This window comes from Metabacillus crassostreae (assembly GCF_016908395.1).
Lineage (GTDB): Bacteria > Bacillota > Bacilli > Bacillales > Bacillaceae > Metabacillus > Metabacillus crassostreae.
In genome coordinates, this window is the sequence record NZ_JAFBDU010000002.1 from 148,113 (window position 1) to 162,932 (window position 14,820).

Below are 14,820 nucleotides of genomic sequence, written 5' to 3' on the forward strand. Positions count from 1 at the left end.
GGAAATATTATGGACAAAATAAATATTGGAATGATTGGTTACAAGTTTATGGGGAAAGCTCACAGTCATGCTTATCGTGATTTACCTCTTTTTTTCCCAAACACAGTTCGACCTGAAATGAAGGTAATTTGTGGTCGGAATGCCAAAGGAGTTGCAGAAGCAGCGAAACAATTTGGCTGGGAGGAATATACAACAGATTGGAAAGTCCTTATCAAGCGAGAAGATATTGATTTAATTGACATTAATGCACCAAGTGATGTACATAAAGAAATTACAATTGCCGCAGCTAAAGCAGGTAAGCATGTTTTCTGCGAAAAACCGTTAGCGCTTACATTAAAGGATTCACGTGAAATGCTAGAGGTTGTTGAAGCAGCAGGTGTGAAACATATGGTTGGCTTTAATTATCGCTTTGCTCCTGCTGTTATGTTAGCAAAAAAATTAATTGAACAAGGAAAATTAGGAGATATTTATCATTATCGTGCATGGTTTTTACAGGATTGGCTAGTGGACCCTAACTTCCCTCTTGCTTGGAGACTTCAAAAGGAAATTGCAGGCTCTGGTTCTCATGGTGATTTAGGAGCACATTTAATTGATTTAGCACACTATTTGATCGGTGATATGACAGAAGTTATTGGGATGAGTGAAACATTCATTAAAGAACGACCTATCGCAACGAATACAACTGGGTTATCAGCAAACAGTAGCAATGCTCAAGCTGAAAAAGGTAAGGTTACTGTTGATGATGCCACTCTATTTATGACTCGATTTGCTAACGGTGCGTTAGGAAGCTTTGAAGCTACCCGTTATGGAACTGGACATCGTTGTACGAATTCATTCGAAATTAACGGAAGCAAAGGCAGTGTCATTTTTGACTTTGAACGTATGAATGAGTTACAAGTGTACTTCACAGATGACCATGAAGATGTGCAAGGTTTCCGCCGTGTGTTAGCAACTGATCCAGCACATGCTTTTGCTGAAAATTGGTGGCCACCAGGACATACAATCGGTTATGAGCACACCTTTATTCATGAAGTGGTTGAACTAATGGAAGCATTTAAAGAAAATCGACAACCTGTACCGAATTTCCATGATGGTGTTAAATGTCAACAAGTGTTAGAAGCAGTTGATCAATCGATCGAAAAACGTCAATGGGTTTCTATTTCAGAAGTTTAATAGAATAAAGGAGTGGTTGAAATGAAAAAAAGCGCACTAATTGTATGGGGTGGCTGGGATGGTCATGAACCAGAACAAATTTCACAAATCTTTAAAAACATGTTAGAAGAAGAAAATTTCAATGTGGAGGTTTCTTCTTCATTAGATGTGTATGCTGATGCTGAAAAACTGCAATCGTTAGACTTAATTGTTCCACATTGGACTATGGGAGAGATACCCAAGAAATATGTTCTCAATATTTCTGAGGCCGTCATAAACGGTGTAGGATTGGCAGGCTGTCATGGTGGAATGTGTGATTCTTTTCGAAACAATGTTGACTGGCAATTTATGACGGGTGGAAACTGGGTGGCACACCCAGGAAATGATGGTGTGGAATATATGGTCAACATGAAGAATACGACAAATCCTCTATTAGAAGGTCTCTCTGATTTTAAGGTTGTAAGTGAGCAATACTATCTTCATGTGGACCCAGCTGTTGAAGTATTAGCGACGACTCGTTTTCCTGTTGTGGATGGACCACATGCAACAAATAAACCTGTCGATATGCCAGTAGTTTGGACAAAACATTGGGGACATGGCCATGTCTTTTATAACTCATTAGGTCATAAAGCAAATATTGTTGCCATGCCAGAAGTTTCACTTATAATGCGTAGAGGATTTTTATGGGCTGCTGAAGGCAAAAAACGCACTACAGGGTTAGCCACTTCAACAAATGGGCGTTTCTATACTGGAATGGGAGATAGCCAATAATCTCTTACGTTATTAATTTAATAATCTTTATAAAAATAATGGAGGGTTCAATATGAATAAACTCAAAATAGGTATTATCGGCTGTGGAAACATAAGCTCTATCTACATGGAAAATTGTCAAAAATTTGATCATCTTGATCTGGTAGCTTGTGCTGATTTAGATGAACAGCGTGCGCAATCACAAGCAGCTAGATTCGGTGTTCCTAATGCATACTCTGTTGAAGAATTACTCGCTGATCCTGAAATTCAATTAATTATTAACTTAACCATTCCAAAAGCTCATGCCACAGTTTGTATTCAAGCTCTTGAAGCTGGTAAACATATTTATACAGAAAAGCCCCTTGCAGTGACTAGAGAAGAAGGAAGACACATTTTAGAAACAGCTAAAAAGTTCAATCTCATGGTAGGCAGTGCACCAGATACTTTTTTAGGTGCTGGAATACAAACGGCTATTCATTTAATTGAGAAAGGAGAAATCGGCACTCCAATAGGAGCTTCTGCTTTCATGATCGGTCGTGGCACTGAGCATTGGCATCCAGACCCTTCCTTTTTCTATGAAATAGGTGGTGGCCCAATGTTTGATATGGGACCGTATTATTTAACAGCTCTAGTAGCACTATTAGGACCAATTGAAAAAATATCTGGATCAACTCGTATTAGTTATCAAAATCGAACAGTGACGAGCGAACCAAAAGCTGGAACAATAATCAACGTTCAAACTCCTACTCATATCTCTGGAGTAATTGATTTTGCATCAGGTGCAATCGGAACGATCACAACTAGTTTTGATGCTATGGGTGGATCTTCTCTTCCTCCTATCGAAATTTATGGCAGTGAAGGAACTCTACTCGTTCCAGATCCAAACACATTTGGTGGACCAGTTCGTATTAGGAAAAAAGATGAAAAAGAGTTTATAGAAATTCCATTATCAAAAGGCTATGCTCAAAACAGCAGAGGACTTGGTGTAGCAGATATGGCCAAATCCATTTTAAATGGAGAAAAATACCGCGCAAATGGTGAATTAGCTTACCATGTATTAGAAGCCATGCATGCATTCCATGACTCATCTTACAATGGTACACACTATCGAATGGAAAGTACATGTGAAAAACCAGAACCTCTAGTTTAAGTTTCATCATATGAATTATAGGTTGGGACATAATTAAAAAAGTCATACAAAAAGACGAATAAATCTAAATTCAGTTAATCTGAAAGAAACAAGTTCGTTCCATTGCGCTGCAGACACTCGCTTTCCACGGGGAGGAAGCTGAGTCTCCTCGACATGCCTGCGGGGTCTCAGCCTTTCCTCTATTCTAAGTAGGTGCCCTAGGTCTTCCGCTCCATTCCACTAGTTCTTAGAATTAGTATGCAAAATCTATTGGTGACAGCAAATAAAAATCTCAACTATTAGGCGAATGATGATAAATCACCTAATAATTCGGGTTTATCATTAGCTTAAATACTTATATCCAACCTCTTCTATATTGATAAAAATCCCAATGAGAATACTTAAATCGTGAAAAAAACTTCACTTCAAATAAGCGAAGTACAATGTGCTAATCTGTCTTATACCTAGGGAAAAAGGCTCTTAATTTTCCTAGGAAGGCGAGGCTTTAACGGAAATCAACAGCAAAGTTAACAAAGTCTAACAAAAAAAGAGAAACCTACATGGCTTCTCCCACTCAAAACTCATTTACTTCTTCTGATCTAGCTTCTCTAGATAATCAACGGCTTCACTCAATGTAGCTACAGGTACAACCCGAATATCATATCCATTTTCTTTTACCTCAGCCACGACATCCTTTTGATTTCGATCATAGTTTGTTAGATCTTTAGGTGTAAAGAAAATCTCAACATTTTCTTTGAATGCAGCTGTGATTTTATGTGTAATTCCACCAATTTGACCTACCTTTCCAGTATGATCAATGGTACCTGTTCCGGCAATTTTGTAGCCCTTTGTTAAGTCCTCTGCAGTTAATTGATTGAGGATTTCTAGTGAAAACATAAGACCGGCAGAAGGTCCACCTATATCTTCACTATTAATTTTTACATCCTTTGATACTGTAGCAGTAAATTCCTCGTCTGGTACTATTCCTATTCCAACTTTATCTGAAGATGAATCTAAGGAAATCATTTCAACAGATTCCACAAGCTCTTTTTTACCTCTTAAGATTGAAAGTTCTGCAAAATCACCAGCTTCTTTGTTTTCTTCGATATAGGAGATGAAACTTGGTACATCACTCAGTTTTTTTCCATCTATAGCTGTAATAATATCTCCTACTTCAAGAATCTCTTTTGCTGGAGAATTTGATAAGATTGAACTAACAAAAATTCCATTGTAATTGATATCAACTTCTTCTCCTGCTTCTGTAAATCCTGCAACTAGAGCATTTTGTTTTGAATCCTGCATCATGAAATCTAATAAGTTTGTATATTCTTTATCTGTTAAGTTACCTTTTACATCTTCTTCTTTCTTAATATCAGTGTGTGGTGCAATTAACCCGTATGCTAATATATAAGGATTAAATGCCTTTACAGATAAAATTGTAGTTAAATTAAAACTTCCTTGTTCATCTTTATTCGCCCCCTCTATTGTAATCTTAGGTTCTAGATCCTCTATCGTCCCAGGCTGATAAAGATAATATGGTGTTGGAATAAAAGCAATAATGACTAGAATTAAAAGAAGTATTAACAATCTATTTATATAACGTTTATTCACTTTTTTCATATGTACTTTCTCCTGTCAGTCTCATATTTTTTATTCCATTATACTCCTTTAAACTAAAAAATGGTTTAATTCATAAATGATAAATATTTTTTACACAAAGGGCGAATGCCTATAACGTAATTTAACAAGTAATATAGCACTAAAAAAGAGGCTGTTTCATACGTGATCTATATCTATCACATAAGACACAAGCCTCATTTAATATTAAAAACTACGACTATATCCTCTTTTCGCCTGTAGCATAAATTCCTGCTGCAACAAGTTTACCTCAAATAATTTTAATGGATCATAAAAAACTTCTGGACTTTCTTTCATTCTATCTAACTCATTTTGACCATTTTCAATATTGTCTTTTGTCTCATCAATAATATTTTCTACTTCCTGTATAGAGCTAGTAAAGAATGTCATTATGTCTTGCTCTAAACCTTTTTCAAATAATTCAAGAGGTAAGAACAATTTATTACTAATTGTTTTTGCTACTTCCTCATATGATTCATTTTCAACATATTTTTTATATTGATTATATAGCACCGTATTATTTTGATTCATTGCTCCAAAAATCTTTCCGACTCCTTTTAGAAGGATTTGAGCTGGTTTATTTTTAAGCATAATGTTCTCATTTTCATAGAAGATTCTTGCCATCATTCGGTCAATATCTCGACGCCAATCATATAAAATTGAAAAATCACATTTTAATAAAAGCTTTTCTTCTTGGTAAATATCATTAAAAGTTTCACTCATTTCAACTAAATAAGTCTGACTTTCATGTAGTTCATCATGTGATGCCAATACCCAGGTTTCGAGTTGATGACTAATTGTCGGTAGTAGCTTCTCCTCTACATAATCCTTAACTTTTTTATTCATGTGATCATTAAGCTCAACATGAATTTGTTTAAAATCGCTATCTTCTTTGATAAATTCTGCGCTCTCCTTAAGCAAACTCGGTATAGCTTCTTGTAATTCAACTTTAACATTAGTAATTAATGAACTATAAGCAGTAATTAGAGATTTTACTTTTTCATGCTGCATATCTGTTAATTTATTATTAAATCCCTTTAAACGACCTAATATATCTTCATTCCATTGTATAGAATGGGCAAACCCCTTTTCCATATCAACTCGTTTTTGCAGTAAATGTGCTAGAACTTTTCTAATCACTGTTAAGATTTTTGCCGTTCGCTTTTCTTCTACTTGCTGTATATCTACAGGAAAATGTGTATCTAGAAACCTGTTTAACTTACTTATTTGCTGACTAAACGGATATAAGGATGAATAAGGTAAGATTTCTGCATTTGGATAGATGGAATGTACTTTAGATTTGATTTCACTGATAATTTGTTCTGTATCTGCATCACTGGCAACTAAATCAACCTTATTTAAGATAAAATTCACCTTGATGTCAGGTGCAAAATTTTTCATCTGGAATAACATATCATATTCTCTATCTGGTAATGGAGTAGTTCCATCAATAACAAAGAGAACTCCATCAGATAGCAACACAGATTCAAAAAGTTCATCTCTTACCTGTGCACTGCTATTAATTGGTGGTGTATCTATTAATGCACATTGTTGTTCGTGTAATGTAATACAAGGTCTTTTCACTTGATACAGAGCAGCTGGATTTTTTTCCATCTGATAAAGTAATTCTGTATTATTATGTAACTCTTGATCTCCATGTTCAGTTATTTGAATGATGTTTAATTCTTCATGATCACGAAATACGACAAAAGATGGTGTAGATCCAGTATATAGCTTATCACCTAATAAAGAGTGAATAAATGTTGTCTTACCACTACCGTGATTACCTAAAAGAAGAAGATGCTGCTTTACACTTCTATCGATGAATTCTTCAGTCCACCATCTGAGTTTATAATCAATATCAAGCGTATGACTTCTTGCCCAACTATTTATAGTGTTAAAGAGCTGTAGTGCTTCACTTAAGCTTTTTCTATTATTATCTGCATCAAAGATAATTGTTTCTGCCTTAGATATTGCATCTTGAATCATTGTTGAAGGAAAAATCTCATTCCAAGCTAATGCGATAGCTGATGGAAAAAGAGCATTTGTTTTTGTTGAGAGCTTTAACCAGCTAGCAACTAACTGTGGGATAACAGATTTGATGTTCTCTAATAAATATGTACCTTCTGTTAGTTCAATAAATGTTTCCTCAAATAATGGAATCAGTTGATCCCAATAATAGTCCTCCTCCGTTTCTATTGATAATAGCAACTCATTTAACACGTTAAGCCAGCTTATATAATTTTCTTTTTCTCTATAGCTCTGCCATAAGGCTTTTATCATATCCACAAAAATGCTCTTGCTTTTAGCAAACATAATTAACAACGTATCATTAAAATATTCCGGAGAGAAATCCTTTGATTGACCTGCTTTGACATAAGCTATTAAGATAGAAAACCATTCACTACTTCCTGTACGTAGCGATTCCGAAACAGCCAGCATGACTAATTGCTGATCATCTTGATTTTCCTCATAAAACTCTCTAGCAAGCTTGGTGACTTCTGGATAATCTGGATTTAGACTTACAGCATGCTGGATAATTTCATAGGCATTTTCTATTTTCTTCCTTTCTTTATAAAGCGAAAATAACTTCAAAGCAACCTCACTGTTTAAAGTCGTATCATCTGTCACAATTGAGTTGTACATATCTTCAGCAGCAGAAAGTAATCCTAATTTATAGTAGGCATCACCAATATTCATTTTAGCCCATTGCTCTAACTCATTTTTTATATTTTCCCATTTAAATATTGCAGTTTCATAATCTAGATATTGAAAATAAATTTCACCTTGAGCAAAACGAATATATGACAGGTCATAGCTTTCTTCACTATTTTGTTCTTGAAAATATGCTTCCCCAAGTATCTCTACCGGAATTCTTCTATCATCATTTGATAAAAATGATTCATAAGAAGTTTTATGAATTAATTGTTTTTCATTTATCATGTTAACCTCCTGCAAACACATTATTTTAATGTAGAATTTTTTGTTTGCATATTTATTCTTTATGATTTTACTCTATTGAATTCCAAAAAGAATTAATAATTGAATAATCTTTCTATGGTTTATTTTAACAAATAGTAATCTTCAAAGGATGGTTTCACTATAATTTCTTTTGTAAAATGCTAATTTTTAATATTTTGCTTAGTTTAAGTATTATGTAGCTTCTAGGTGCATGTGAAAATAAAAAAAATAAAACCAATACCTTCATAAATAATACGCTAGAAGGATTAGTTTTATTAGGGGTTTATTTTTGTCCAATGTTTAAATTTCCTCAATCCTAAAAAAATTAGGCGCTTTTCTTAAACTTAATCAGCTTCATAATAGTAAATCCAATTATTAGTCCTGGTATAAGTGCAAGAATTGGTACCCAGATGGGACCTAATAGAAAGTCATTTACCTTAACTATAGGTGAATACATTAAACCGACAGTGACTGTATAAGCACTGCAAACAAATGGCAGATAAGAAAAAGGAGCCACATCACCATTTGCATCTTTAAACGCATCCCACATCGCAAACATATATACACATGGATAAAACATTAACCATTGAAAATTGACCACTTGAAATGCCTGATCAATCTGACCTAAAAAGCTTGCCATTATTGCTTTATTAAAATTACTGTTAATATTAATTAAAAATTCCAGAAAAATGAAAACTGTACCCTTTAAAATTTTCCCATTTAAAAACTGTGCAAATCCCGGTAATGCAATGCTCCATAAAATCGCTTCTGTCTTGGATGTTTTTGTCATAAAAATGCTTCCTATCATCTTTTTTAGAAGGGCTTTAAATGTAAATGGTGTGGACTATCTTCATATATCTTTGCCTTTTTAACATTTACAATGACTTCCAAATTTATACTAGCTTATGTGAAATACCAAAATTCACCTTTGTCAATTTTGAATGCTATGAAACCTTTTTTGTTTACCTTCGTAGTGATAGTAAGGAGTGTGATGTTTATGCAAAATAAAAAGGTGCGAATCGCGTGGATCATTCCCAATGTATTTTGTTACTTAATGTCAATAGTAGTGCTACTTTTTATTATCTCTAATACAGAAGGATTAATAGAGATAAATCGCTTATCTATATGGGTGTTAATGATGCTTATTCTTTTCTTTGTTTCTGTTTTGGGGAGTTTTCGGATGATGAGCTGGATTAAACAAGGAAAAATTTAATGTAGTCAATGTATAACAGGAAAAATAAAATTAAAGTTAGTTAGGAGATTGAGTATGCAGATTCTTGTTGTATTTCTAGTAATTATTTTGTCTGTCATTATTGATATTTATTGGCTAGATACAGAAGGGAAAAGATGGGGCTGGATAAGATCATGGTCAGCTCAGGGGAAAATAATATTTTGCATAGGCTTTGTGATTGTATCTGGTTTCATTTATTTAGGATTAAGTGGTAAATATCTATAAGTTTTAGTTGCTATGAAGACTGATGAGCTTGTATTTAATTATACTCTCTTCACACAAACTTGCGAGTCAAAGAGTTCCTTTGACTCGCAAGACTATTGCCAAAAAGTCCGCTTTCTTCGCTAACCACCTTGCTGCGTCGCTCATAACCAAACAGGGAAACTCCGCTCCTTTCAGGGCTTTTCACCTCAAAAGTTATGCGTTTTTAATCAGTTTGATAAGCTTGAAAATATTAATTTAAATGGAATATAGAACAATTAATATGTTAAAGATGCAGCAATAATTAAACCAATCGATACTGATAAAAACAATAAAAATAATCCAACTGCTTGATTGTCTTCATCAATAGCTTTAGTTATATCGAACTTTGGTGTTAGTAGCTCAGCAAGATAAAATATGATAATTTGCATGAAAATCGCGATGCTTCCCCAAATAATCATATCTAAAATATTTACCGAGTTTGCTATTGAAGAATATAACACAATTGCCAATCCTAAAATCCGCCCCCCGAATGCGTACACTGCTGCTTTATTACCATTTTTAATAAGTTCAAATTCTTTATTTTTAGTTGTAACCTCAAAAAGAATGATTCCAATTAACAATAATAAAGTTGCTAATCCTATATAAGATAAGGTAGATAAAAATAATTCCGTAAATGTCATACTCTTGAGTCCCTTCTTTCCTTTTTTATACCTACTGGTAAAAAGTACGCATTATTGTCTGTGATTTGACTTCCTGCACGTAAGCCAATTCCACAAGCTTTCCCATTAATTAAAAAGCTTCCTATTAATATTTTTGCTTCCTTTACTCCAGTCACCGTTCTAATTTCTAGTGAAGGTAATTCAACATATTTCTGATAAACAGGTAGTGATTGCTCATATGTATGATGCTGATCTTCTACAAGTTTTTTTGTTCCTTGAAAGATGGATACAGTGTCTCCTTCTCTTCCATAGCTTGGTTTTTTCACATACTTCCAACCTTTTGTCAAAAATAAATCTTCTTCTAAATAGGTTGGAAGAAAATAATCATGTATCCATTGTTTTTCTTCCGTAGAGAAATACGGTGAATCTATCTCTTTCATCCCCCAGATGACTGATTGAACAGCTTTAGATTGTAAAAGGAATGCAGAAATTGGATTTAACATAATTAACTTATTCGTAAAAACAAGTTCAATCAGCTGAACACCAATGTGATCTCCTGTTTCAGCGGAAACATCTTCTAGTAAATGCTCTAAAGGATATGTTTGTCGATAAAGAACATCAATTCTATTTCCTTCATCATCATACAACCCTTCACTTTTCTTTATTGTCAACTTGTGTAGAGGTACATATTTTGCTGAAACATTTGATGTGTCCATTAAAAATTGAGTTGTAAGTTTATCTTCTTCATTCTGGTCATGTGAAGTAAACACGATATTCGGGTGATTAGAGAATTGTGTTCGATGAAGAGCTTCACCTAAAGCTTTTCTCATTTCCATACCTAATATAGCTGCTAAGCCCTCATTTGGATCAACTACATCAAACTCCTGACAAAGATAGTTATTCACATGAAAAACTTCCTTTTCAAAAGTAGGGGTATCACTATTTAGTTCTAATACCTTTAATCCTTCTTTTGTTTTAACAAGATCAACACGAGCTATTATTGTTTCAACAGGTAATGCTTTATGCCGTATAAAAGGAAGGACACTTTGTGGAATATCTAGCTGTAAAAGTGTTTCATCTGGTGAATTACGTAATAAATTCGCCGTTTTAAAGAATACTTTTCCAACTCGTTCAGTTACTAATTGTATATCTTTGATATCTTGTTCTGATAAAAATGCCATATCATATAACCCATATTCACTATCATTCAAATCATGCCAGAAAGAGTTGATTTCATTATAGGTTTTGGCACGTTTTTTTGTGTGTTCATGTTCATTAAATTCTTGTTCCATTATCCACCGAAACCTCCGCTAGAGCCTGATCCAAATCCAGAGCTGGACTTTGATACTGATCCTCCACCTTTAAATGAACTACTCGACTTATAGCTTTTATAAGCAGAGCTAGATCTTAAGCTGTTTTTCGATGCAAACCAGCTACCAGCATAAAAATAATGACCTCGATGTGAGGAAGCATCATCATCACACTCCCAAACTCCTTCATCAGCTTCCCATTCCCAATCACCACAATCTGTTCCTTCTGGAACTGGTGGAAGCTCTTCATCATTTCCACAGCCTGCAGCAGCAATCATTGTCGCAGAAATTACTCCAGTTAATAGCTGTTTTGTTTTCTTCTGTTTCATTCAACAACCCTCCCTTCATCTTTCTTTATTATATATTCATGCTTGAGAATAGGTCATTATAAACATTATCTACCACTAAATACATCATCCAGCTTAGAAAAATTATGCTTCATTAACCCATCTTATATAGTATAGTAAAAATAACCAACTCTTTGGAGGTAAATATGAAAAAAAGTTATAAATTGGAATATCGAACGAATGATGAGCGCAATAATTATCCTGCCTTATACCATTATGATTTTGCAGATCCATTTGAAATTTATTGCCGTAGATACTGTGATTTTTTTATTAAAGAAAAACAAGTTTATAAACAAACCTCATCAAGTCTTGAAGAAGAGTACTATGTCATATACGTAGAAAAAGAGACAGAAGAATATATTTTTGAAGATGCTGAAAACTACTCGCATGTTACCCTTGAGGTTCGTGATTACAAAGAATACAATGTTTCACCTTTAATTTTCACATATGATTTATATTCACACGAAGAAGTTCTATCACTAATAGGTAATGATTATTTATGGATCGAAAACGAAGAATACGAAAAAATCTCCGCCGAAATTGACGAAGATCGCTCAACTTATGTTCTTTATATGACGAAAACGTAAATGGGGGTCTGACCCCTTTTACAAACTTTTAACAATAACTTTATTTTCAATTAGTGCTTTATGAATGTCTTTGGCAAATCGAGCGGCGTTTTCTCCATCACCATGAATACAAATTGTGTCTGCCACAATGGGTATTTCAGTTCCATTTGTTGTAATAACTTTTTGCTGTTTGACCAGCTTGAGAACTTGAAGTATTGCATCTTTTTCATTTTTGATTAATGCACCACCTAAGGATCGAGATGTTAAGGTACCATCTTCTTGATAAGTACGATCTGCAAATACTTCATTTGCCGTTCGCAATCCAATCCTCTTTCCCGCTTCAATTAACTCACTTCCTGAAAGCCCATATAAAATCATCTCTGAATTTACTTTATAAACAGCTTCTGCTATCACTTCTGCCATTCCTTTATTTATAGCCGCCATGTTATATAAAGCTCCATGGGGTTTTACATGATTAAGCACTCCACCTTCTGACGTAACGAAACCGTTTAGAGCACCTATTTGATAGACCATTAAATCATATATCTCTTGAAGTGAAAGTGACATATTTCTCCTACCAAATCCAACCAAATCATCAAAACCAGGGTGTGCACCAATACTTACAGAATGATTCATAGCTAATTTAACCGTTTTTCTCATAGTTGTAGGATCACCTGCATGAAATCCACATGCTATATTTGCTGAAGTGATCGCTGTAATGATTTTATCATCTGCCCCAATCTGATATGTACCAAAGCTCTCTCCCATATCGCAATTCAAATCAACCTGCATCATGCTCCATCCATCCTCCTAATGGCTAAAAGCAAGCCGATTTTCAATTCTTTAACTAGCTTTTCTCGATCAATTAATAATTTCTGTGCTTTTTCAAGCGATATTTCTTCAAAGGATAGCTTCTCACCAGGTATAACCTGAGAAAGAATTGGTAAATCAATGGTTGCTACATAGCCAATTTTAGGATATCCACCAACTGTTTGGCGATCTGCCATTAATATGATTGGCTGCCCATCAGGTGGAACTTGAATTGTTCCCATAGTTACTGCCTCTGATAAAAGATCTATATTTTGTTTTAACTCTAGCTTAAATGACTTCAAGCGATACCCCATTCGATCTGAATTTGTCCGCACTTGAAAAGACTCTTTTTTAAAGCATTCCAAAGATTCTTCAGTAAAATCAAAGTATTGTGGACCTTTTATAAAACGAATTGGTGATTTTTGACTATACATTTCTATGAGCCTAGTACTAACTGTCCAAGGTACATAACTAAAAGCTTCTGCAGCAGTAATATGTGATTTGAAATATTTTAAAAGTATTTGTGAAAACTCACTGATTGCTTCTTTTTTATGTAACACATCATCTTTTTTTAATAGTCGCCCATTATAGCCACCAATTTCCCCCCTACTATATGTACTACTACTGTTCATAACAACAGGAACATCCAATCCTCCAGCAATAGCTAAATAACTACGACACCCTTTGATTGGTCGACCAAACGTTAAAGTACTACCTTCTTTTATATAAATTGGTTTCCATAGAGGAATGGTTACATCATTGATTTTTGCAGATAAATCAGCTCCACATAGTGAAATAATAGCTTCATTACGAAAAGTCAACGTTGGACCAATTAAAGTAACTTCTAAAAGAGGCTCATGATCATCATTCCCCACTAAAGCATTGGCCATAATTGCTGCATGTTCATCCATTACACCACTAACAACAACTCCATATTCCTGAAAACCATATCTACCTGTATCTTGAACTGTCGTAGATAACCCAGGTTCGATAACATCAATTGTCATCAACTCACCTCCCAGTTCTCATATTGCTCTTGGGTAATAGGGGTGAATTTCACAACATCACCCGCTTTTAAAAGACTTGGTTGATCTTTTTCTACATCAAAAAGCTTGATTGGGGTTCGACCAATTAACTGCCATCCTCCAGGGCTTTCTATTGGATATATTCCTGTTTGTGCCCCACCGATTCCAATGCTTCCAATAGGAATCAAGTTTCTTGGTGTCGACTTTCTCGGTGTGGCAATTTTTTCTGACATCCCACCTAAATAAGGAAAGCCTGGGGCAAAACCAATCATATAAACAAGATAATCCTGATTAGCATGTATTTCTATTACCTGTTGTTCTGTAAGTTGATGAATTTTTGCTACCTCCGCTAAGTCAGGTCCATATTTGCCACCATAACATACTGGAATCAAGATTGTTTTTGTTTGAGCTGTGTTTTCAGTTAGATTAATAGATGAGATAATTGTTGACAAAATCCTTACAACTTCACTATAAGGAGACTCGTTAATCGAATTTAATACAATATCTGTCGGTTCATAGAAAACGGTAACAGTGGTATAGCTTGGTGTTACCTCAATCATTCCAGTAAAAGGATTTGATTTTAAATGGTCACAAAGAAGTTTTACCTTTTTATGTGTAGTAAAGTTGATCTCTTTACCCAATTTTATCGTTACTGCTCGATCTCCCTGTGGGAAAAACGTAAATGCATCCATAATTCCCCTCCTCTTATTTTCAAACAATGATTTAAGCTCGTTGGTTCATTTGACAATACCAACGATTGTAAAAACAGCTCAAGTATACTATTGTTTGCATGCTTCCTTAACACTTGAAGTATACAAAATGAATTAATTACCTTTATTTTAACATTTTCTAATGTGTTTTCTCTAATCCAGGACAATTGCTAATAGGAGTTTCTACTATTCTTTCCCGTTGTCAGCCGAGCAACCTTTAGAGAAAATCACCCTTCACCACAAATGTTATAAAAATAGATACAAAAAAAGAAGAAGGTCACTTTTTATCAAAGGACTAATTTCTTCTCATCATAGGCTTTATTCAGCT

Annotated in this window: 15 protein-coding genes; 6 read left to right on the top strand and 9 right to left on the bottom strand. The window is 34.4% G+C overall.

What is annotated here, in order from left to right; translation table 11 throughout:
* Nucleotides 1-9: 9 nt before the first annotated feature.
* Genes JOC75_RS08670 through JOC75_RS08680 form a run of 3 tightly spaced genes read left to right on the top strand, consistent with a single transcriptional unit; the run spans nucleotide 10 to nucleotide 3,052 of the window.
* Nucleotides 10-1,173, top strand: coding sequence for a Gfo/Idh/MocA family protein (locus JOC75_RS08670; RefSeq protein ID WP_204953675.1), 1,164 nt, complete (start codon nucleotides 10-12; stop codon nucleotides 1,171-1,173).
* A gap of 21 nt (nucleotides 1,174-1,194) precedes the next feature.
* Complete coding sequence (locus tag JOC75_RS08675; RefSeq protein WP_204953676.1) at nucleotides 1,195-1,923, top strand: ThuA domain-containing protein; 729 nt, start codon at nucleotides 1,195-1,197, stop codon at nucleotides 1,921-1,923.
* Between the two features lie 52 nt (nucleotides 1,924-1,975).
* Nucleotides 1,976-3,052 carry a Gfo/Idh/MocA family protein gene (locus JOC75_RS08680; protein ID WP_204953677.1) on the top strand — a complete coding sequence of 359 codons (1,077 nt, stop codon included), beginning with the start codon at nucleotides 1,976-1,978 and terminating at the stop codon, nucleotides 3,050-3,052.
* 564 nt (nucleotides 3,053-3,616) lie between these two features.
* On the opposite strand, the gene JOC75_RS08685 is transcribed toward JOC75_RS08680, so the two are convergent.
* From JOC75_RS08685 to JOC75_RS08695, 3 genes are all read right to left on the bottom strand, one after another.
* The gene (locus tag JOC75_RS08685; RefSeq protein WP_204953678.1) at nucleotides 3,617-4,651 is read right to left on the bottom strand and encodes a SepM family pheromone-processing serine protease; all 1,035 of its coding nucleotides are present in this window, start codon (nucleotides 4,649-4,651) and stop codon (nucleotides 3,617-3,619) included.
* A gap of 204 nt (nucleotides 4,652-4,855) precedes the next feature.
* On the bottom strand, nucleotides 4,856-7,612 hold the full coding sequence (locus JOC75_RS08690; protein WP_204953679.1) for a GTPase domain-containing protein: 2,757 nt from the start codon (nucleotides 7,610-7,612) through the stop codon (nucleotides 4,856-4,858).
* A gap of 343 nt (nucleotides 7,613-7,955) precedes the next feature.
* Complete coding sequence (locus tag JOC75_RS08695; protein ID WP_204953680.1) at nucleotides 7,956-8,420, bottom strand: hypothetical protein; 465 nt, start codon at nucleotides 8,418-8,420, stop codon at nucleotides 7,956-7,958.
* Nucleotides 8,421-8,627: 207 nt separating this feature from the next.
* On the opposite strand from JOC75_RS08695, the gene JOC75_RS08700 reads away from it, so the two are divergent.
* A complete protein-coding gene (locus JOC75_RS08700; protein ID WP_204953681.1) occupies nucleotides 8,628-8,843 on the top strand; it encodes a hypothetical protein in 216 nt (71 codons plus the stop codon).
* Between the two features lie 54 nt (nucleotides 8,844-8,897).
* The gene (locus JOC75_RS08705) at nucleotides 8,898-9,086 is read left to right on the top strand and encodes a hypothetical protein (protein WP_204953682.1); all 189 of its coding nucleotides are present in this window, start codon (nucleotides 8,898-8,900) and stop codon (nucleotides 9,084-9,086) included.
* Nucleotides 9,087-9,340: 254 nt separating this feature from the next.
* Here JOC75_RS08705 and JOC75_RS08710 read toward each other — a convergent pair whose 3' ends face one another.
* From JOC75_RS08710 to JOC75_RS08720, 3 genes are read right to left on the bottom strand one after another with little or no spacing between them, the layout of a single operon-like run.
* Nucleotides 9,341-9,745: a DUF350 domain-containing protein gene (locus JOC75_RS08710; RefSeq protein ID WP_204953683.1), complete on the bottom strand. Its 405-nt coding sequence runs from the start codon at nucleotides 9,743-9,745 to the stop codon at nucleotides 9,341-9,343.
* Nucleotides 9,742-11,016, bottom strand: a complete 1,275-nt coding sequence (locus JOC75_RS08715) for a glutathionylspermidine synthase family protein (protein ID WP_204953684.1) — start codon at nucleotides 11,014-11,016, stop codon at nucleotides 9,742-9,744. Before JOC75_RS08715 ends, JOC75_RS08710 begins: the two co-directional genes overlap by 4 nt.
* The gene (locus JOC75_RS08720) at nucleotides 11,016-11,363 is read right to left on the bottom strand and encodes an aminotransferase yhxA (protein ID WP_204953685.1); all 348 of its coding nucleotides are present in this window, start codon (nucleotides 11,361-11,363) and stop codon (nucleotides 11,016-11,018) included. Before JOC75_RS08720 ends, JOC75_RS08715 begins: the two co-directional genes overlap by 1 nt.
* 164 nt (nucleotides 11,364-11,527) lie before the next feature.
* Here JOC75_RS08720 and JOC75_RS08725 point away from each other — a divergent pair, with 164 nt between their 5' ends.
* Entirely contained in the window at nucleotides 11,528-11,968 is a 441-nt protein-coding gene (locus tag JOC75_RS08725; RefSeq protein WP_204953686.1) for a hypothetical protein, read from the top strand.
* An 18-nt stretch (nucleotides 11,969-11,986) separates the two neighbouring features.
* Here the strand turns inward: JOC75_RS08725 and JOC75_RS08730 are convergent, their stop codons facing one another.
* Genes JOC75_RS08730 through pxpB form a run of 3 tightly spaced genes read right to left on the bottom strand, consistent with a single transcriptional unit; the run spans nucleotide 11,987 to nucleotide 14,474 of the window.
* Entirely contained in the window at nucleotides 11,987-12,742 is a 756-nt protein-coding gene (locus JOC75_RS08730; protein ID WP_204953687.1) for a 5-oxoprolinase subunit PxpA, read from the bottom strand.
* Nucleotides 12,739-13,764 carry a 5-oxoprolinase subunit C family protein gene (locus JOC75_RS08735; protein ID WP_204953688.1) on the bottom strand — a complete coding sequence of 342 codons (1,026 nt, stop codon included), beginning with the start codon at nucleotides 13,762-13,764 and terminating at the stop codon, nucleotides 12,739-12,741. Before JOC75_RS08735 ends, JOC75_RS08730 begins: the two co-directional genes overlap by 4 nt.
* Nucleotides 13,764-14,474: a 5-oxoprolinase subunit PxpB gene (pxpB, locus tag JOC75_RS08740; RefSeq protein WP_204953689.1), complete on the bottom strand. Its 711-nt coding sequence runs from the start codon at nucleotides 14,472-14,474 to the stop codon at nucleotides 13,764-13,766. Before pxpB ends, JOC75_RS08735 begins: the two co-directional genes overlap by 1 nt.
* Between the last annotated feature and the right edge of the window lie 346 nt (nucleotides 14,475-14,820).

What these genes read in the sequence shown, in the direction of transcription:
- JOC75_RS08680 (WP_204953677.1), top strand. Translation starts at nt 1,976, where the DNA reads ATGAATAAACTCAAAATAGGTATTATCGGCTGTGGAAACATAAGCTCT.
- JOC75_RS08710 (WP_204953683.1), bottom strand. Translation starts at nt 9,745, where the DNA reads ATGACATTTACGGAATTATTTTTATCTACCTTATCTTATATAGGATTA.
- pxpB (WP_204953689.1), bottom strand. Translation starts at nt 14,474, where the DNA reads ATGGATGCATTTACGTTTTTCCCACAGGGAGATCGAGCAGTAACGATA.
- JOC75_RS08725 (WP_204953686.1), top strand. Translation starts at nt 11,528, where the DNA reads ATGAAAAAAAGTTATAAATTGGAATATCGAACGAATGATGAGCGCAAT.
- JOC75_RS08700 (WP_204953681.1), top strand. Translation starts at nt 8,628, where the DNA reads ATGCAAAATAAAAAGGTGCGAATCGCGTGGATCATTCCCAATGTATTT.
- JOC75_RS08730 (WP_204953687.1), bottom strand. Translation starts at nt 12,742, where the DNA reads ATGATGCAGGTTGATTTGAATTGCGATATGGGAGAGAGCTTTGGTACA.
- JOC75_RS08715 (WP_204953684.1), bottom strand. Translation starts at nt 11,016, where the DNA reads ATGGAACAAGAATTTAATGAACATGAACACACAAAAAAACGTGCCAAA.
- JOC75_RS08695 (WP_204953680.1), bottom strand. Translation starts at nt 8,420, where the DNA reads ATGACAAAAACATCCAAGACAGAAGCGATTTTATGGAGCATTGCATTA.
- JOC75_RS08705 (WP_204953682.1), top strand. Translation starts at nt 8,898, where the DNA reads ATGCAGATTCTTGTTGTATTTCTAGTAATTATTTTGTCTGTCATTATT.
- JOC75_RS08735 (WP_204953688.1), bottom strand. Translation starts at nt 13,764, where the DNA reads ATGACAATTGATGTTATCGAACCTGGGTTATCTACGACAGTTCAAGAT.
- JOC75_RS08670 (WP_204953675.1), top strand. Translation starts at nt 10, where the DNA reads ATGGACAAAATAAATATTGGAATGATTGGTTACAAGTTTATGGGGAAA.
- JOC75_RS08675 (WP_204953676.1), top strand. Translation starts at nt 1,195, where the DNA reads ATGAAAAAAAGCGCACTAATTGTATGGGGTGGCTGGGATGGTCATGAA.
- JOC75_RS08720 (WP_204953685.1), bottom strand. Translation starts at nt 11,363, where the DNA reads ATGAAACAGAAGAAAACAAAACAGCTATTAACTGGAGTAATTTCTGCG.
- JOC75_RS08690 (WP_204953679.1), bottom strand. Translation starts at nt 7,612, where the DNA reads ATGATAAATGAAAAACAATTAATTCATAAAACTTCTTATGAATCATTT.
- JOC75_RS08685 (WP_204953678.1), bottom strand. Translation starts at nt 4,651, where the DNA reads ATGAAAAAAGTGAATAAACGTTATATAAATAGATTGTTAATACTTCTT.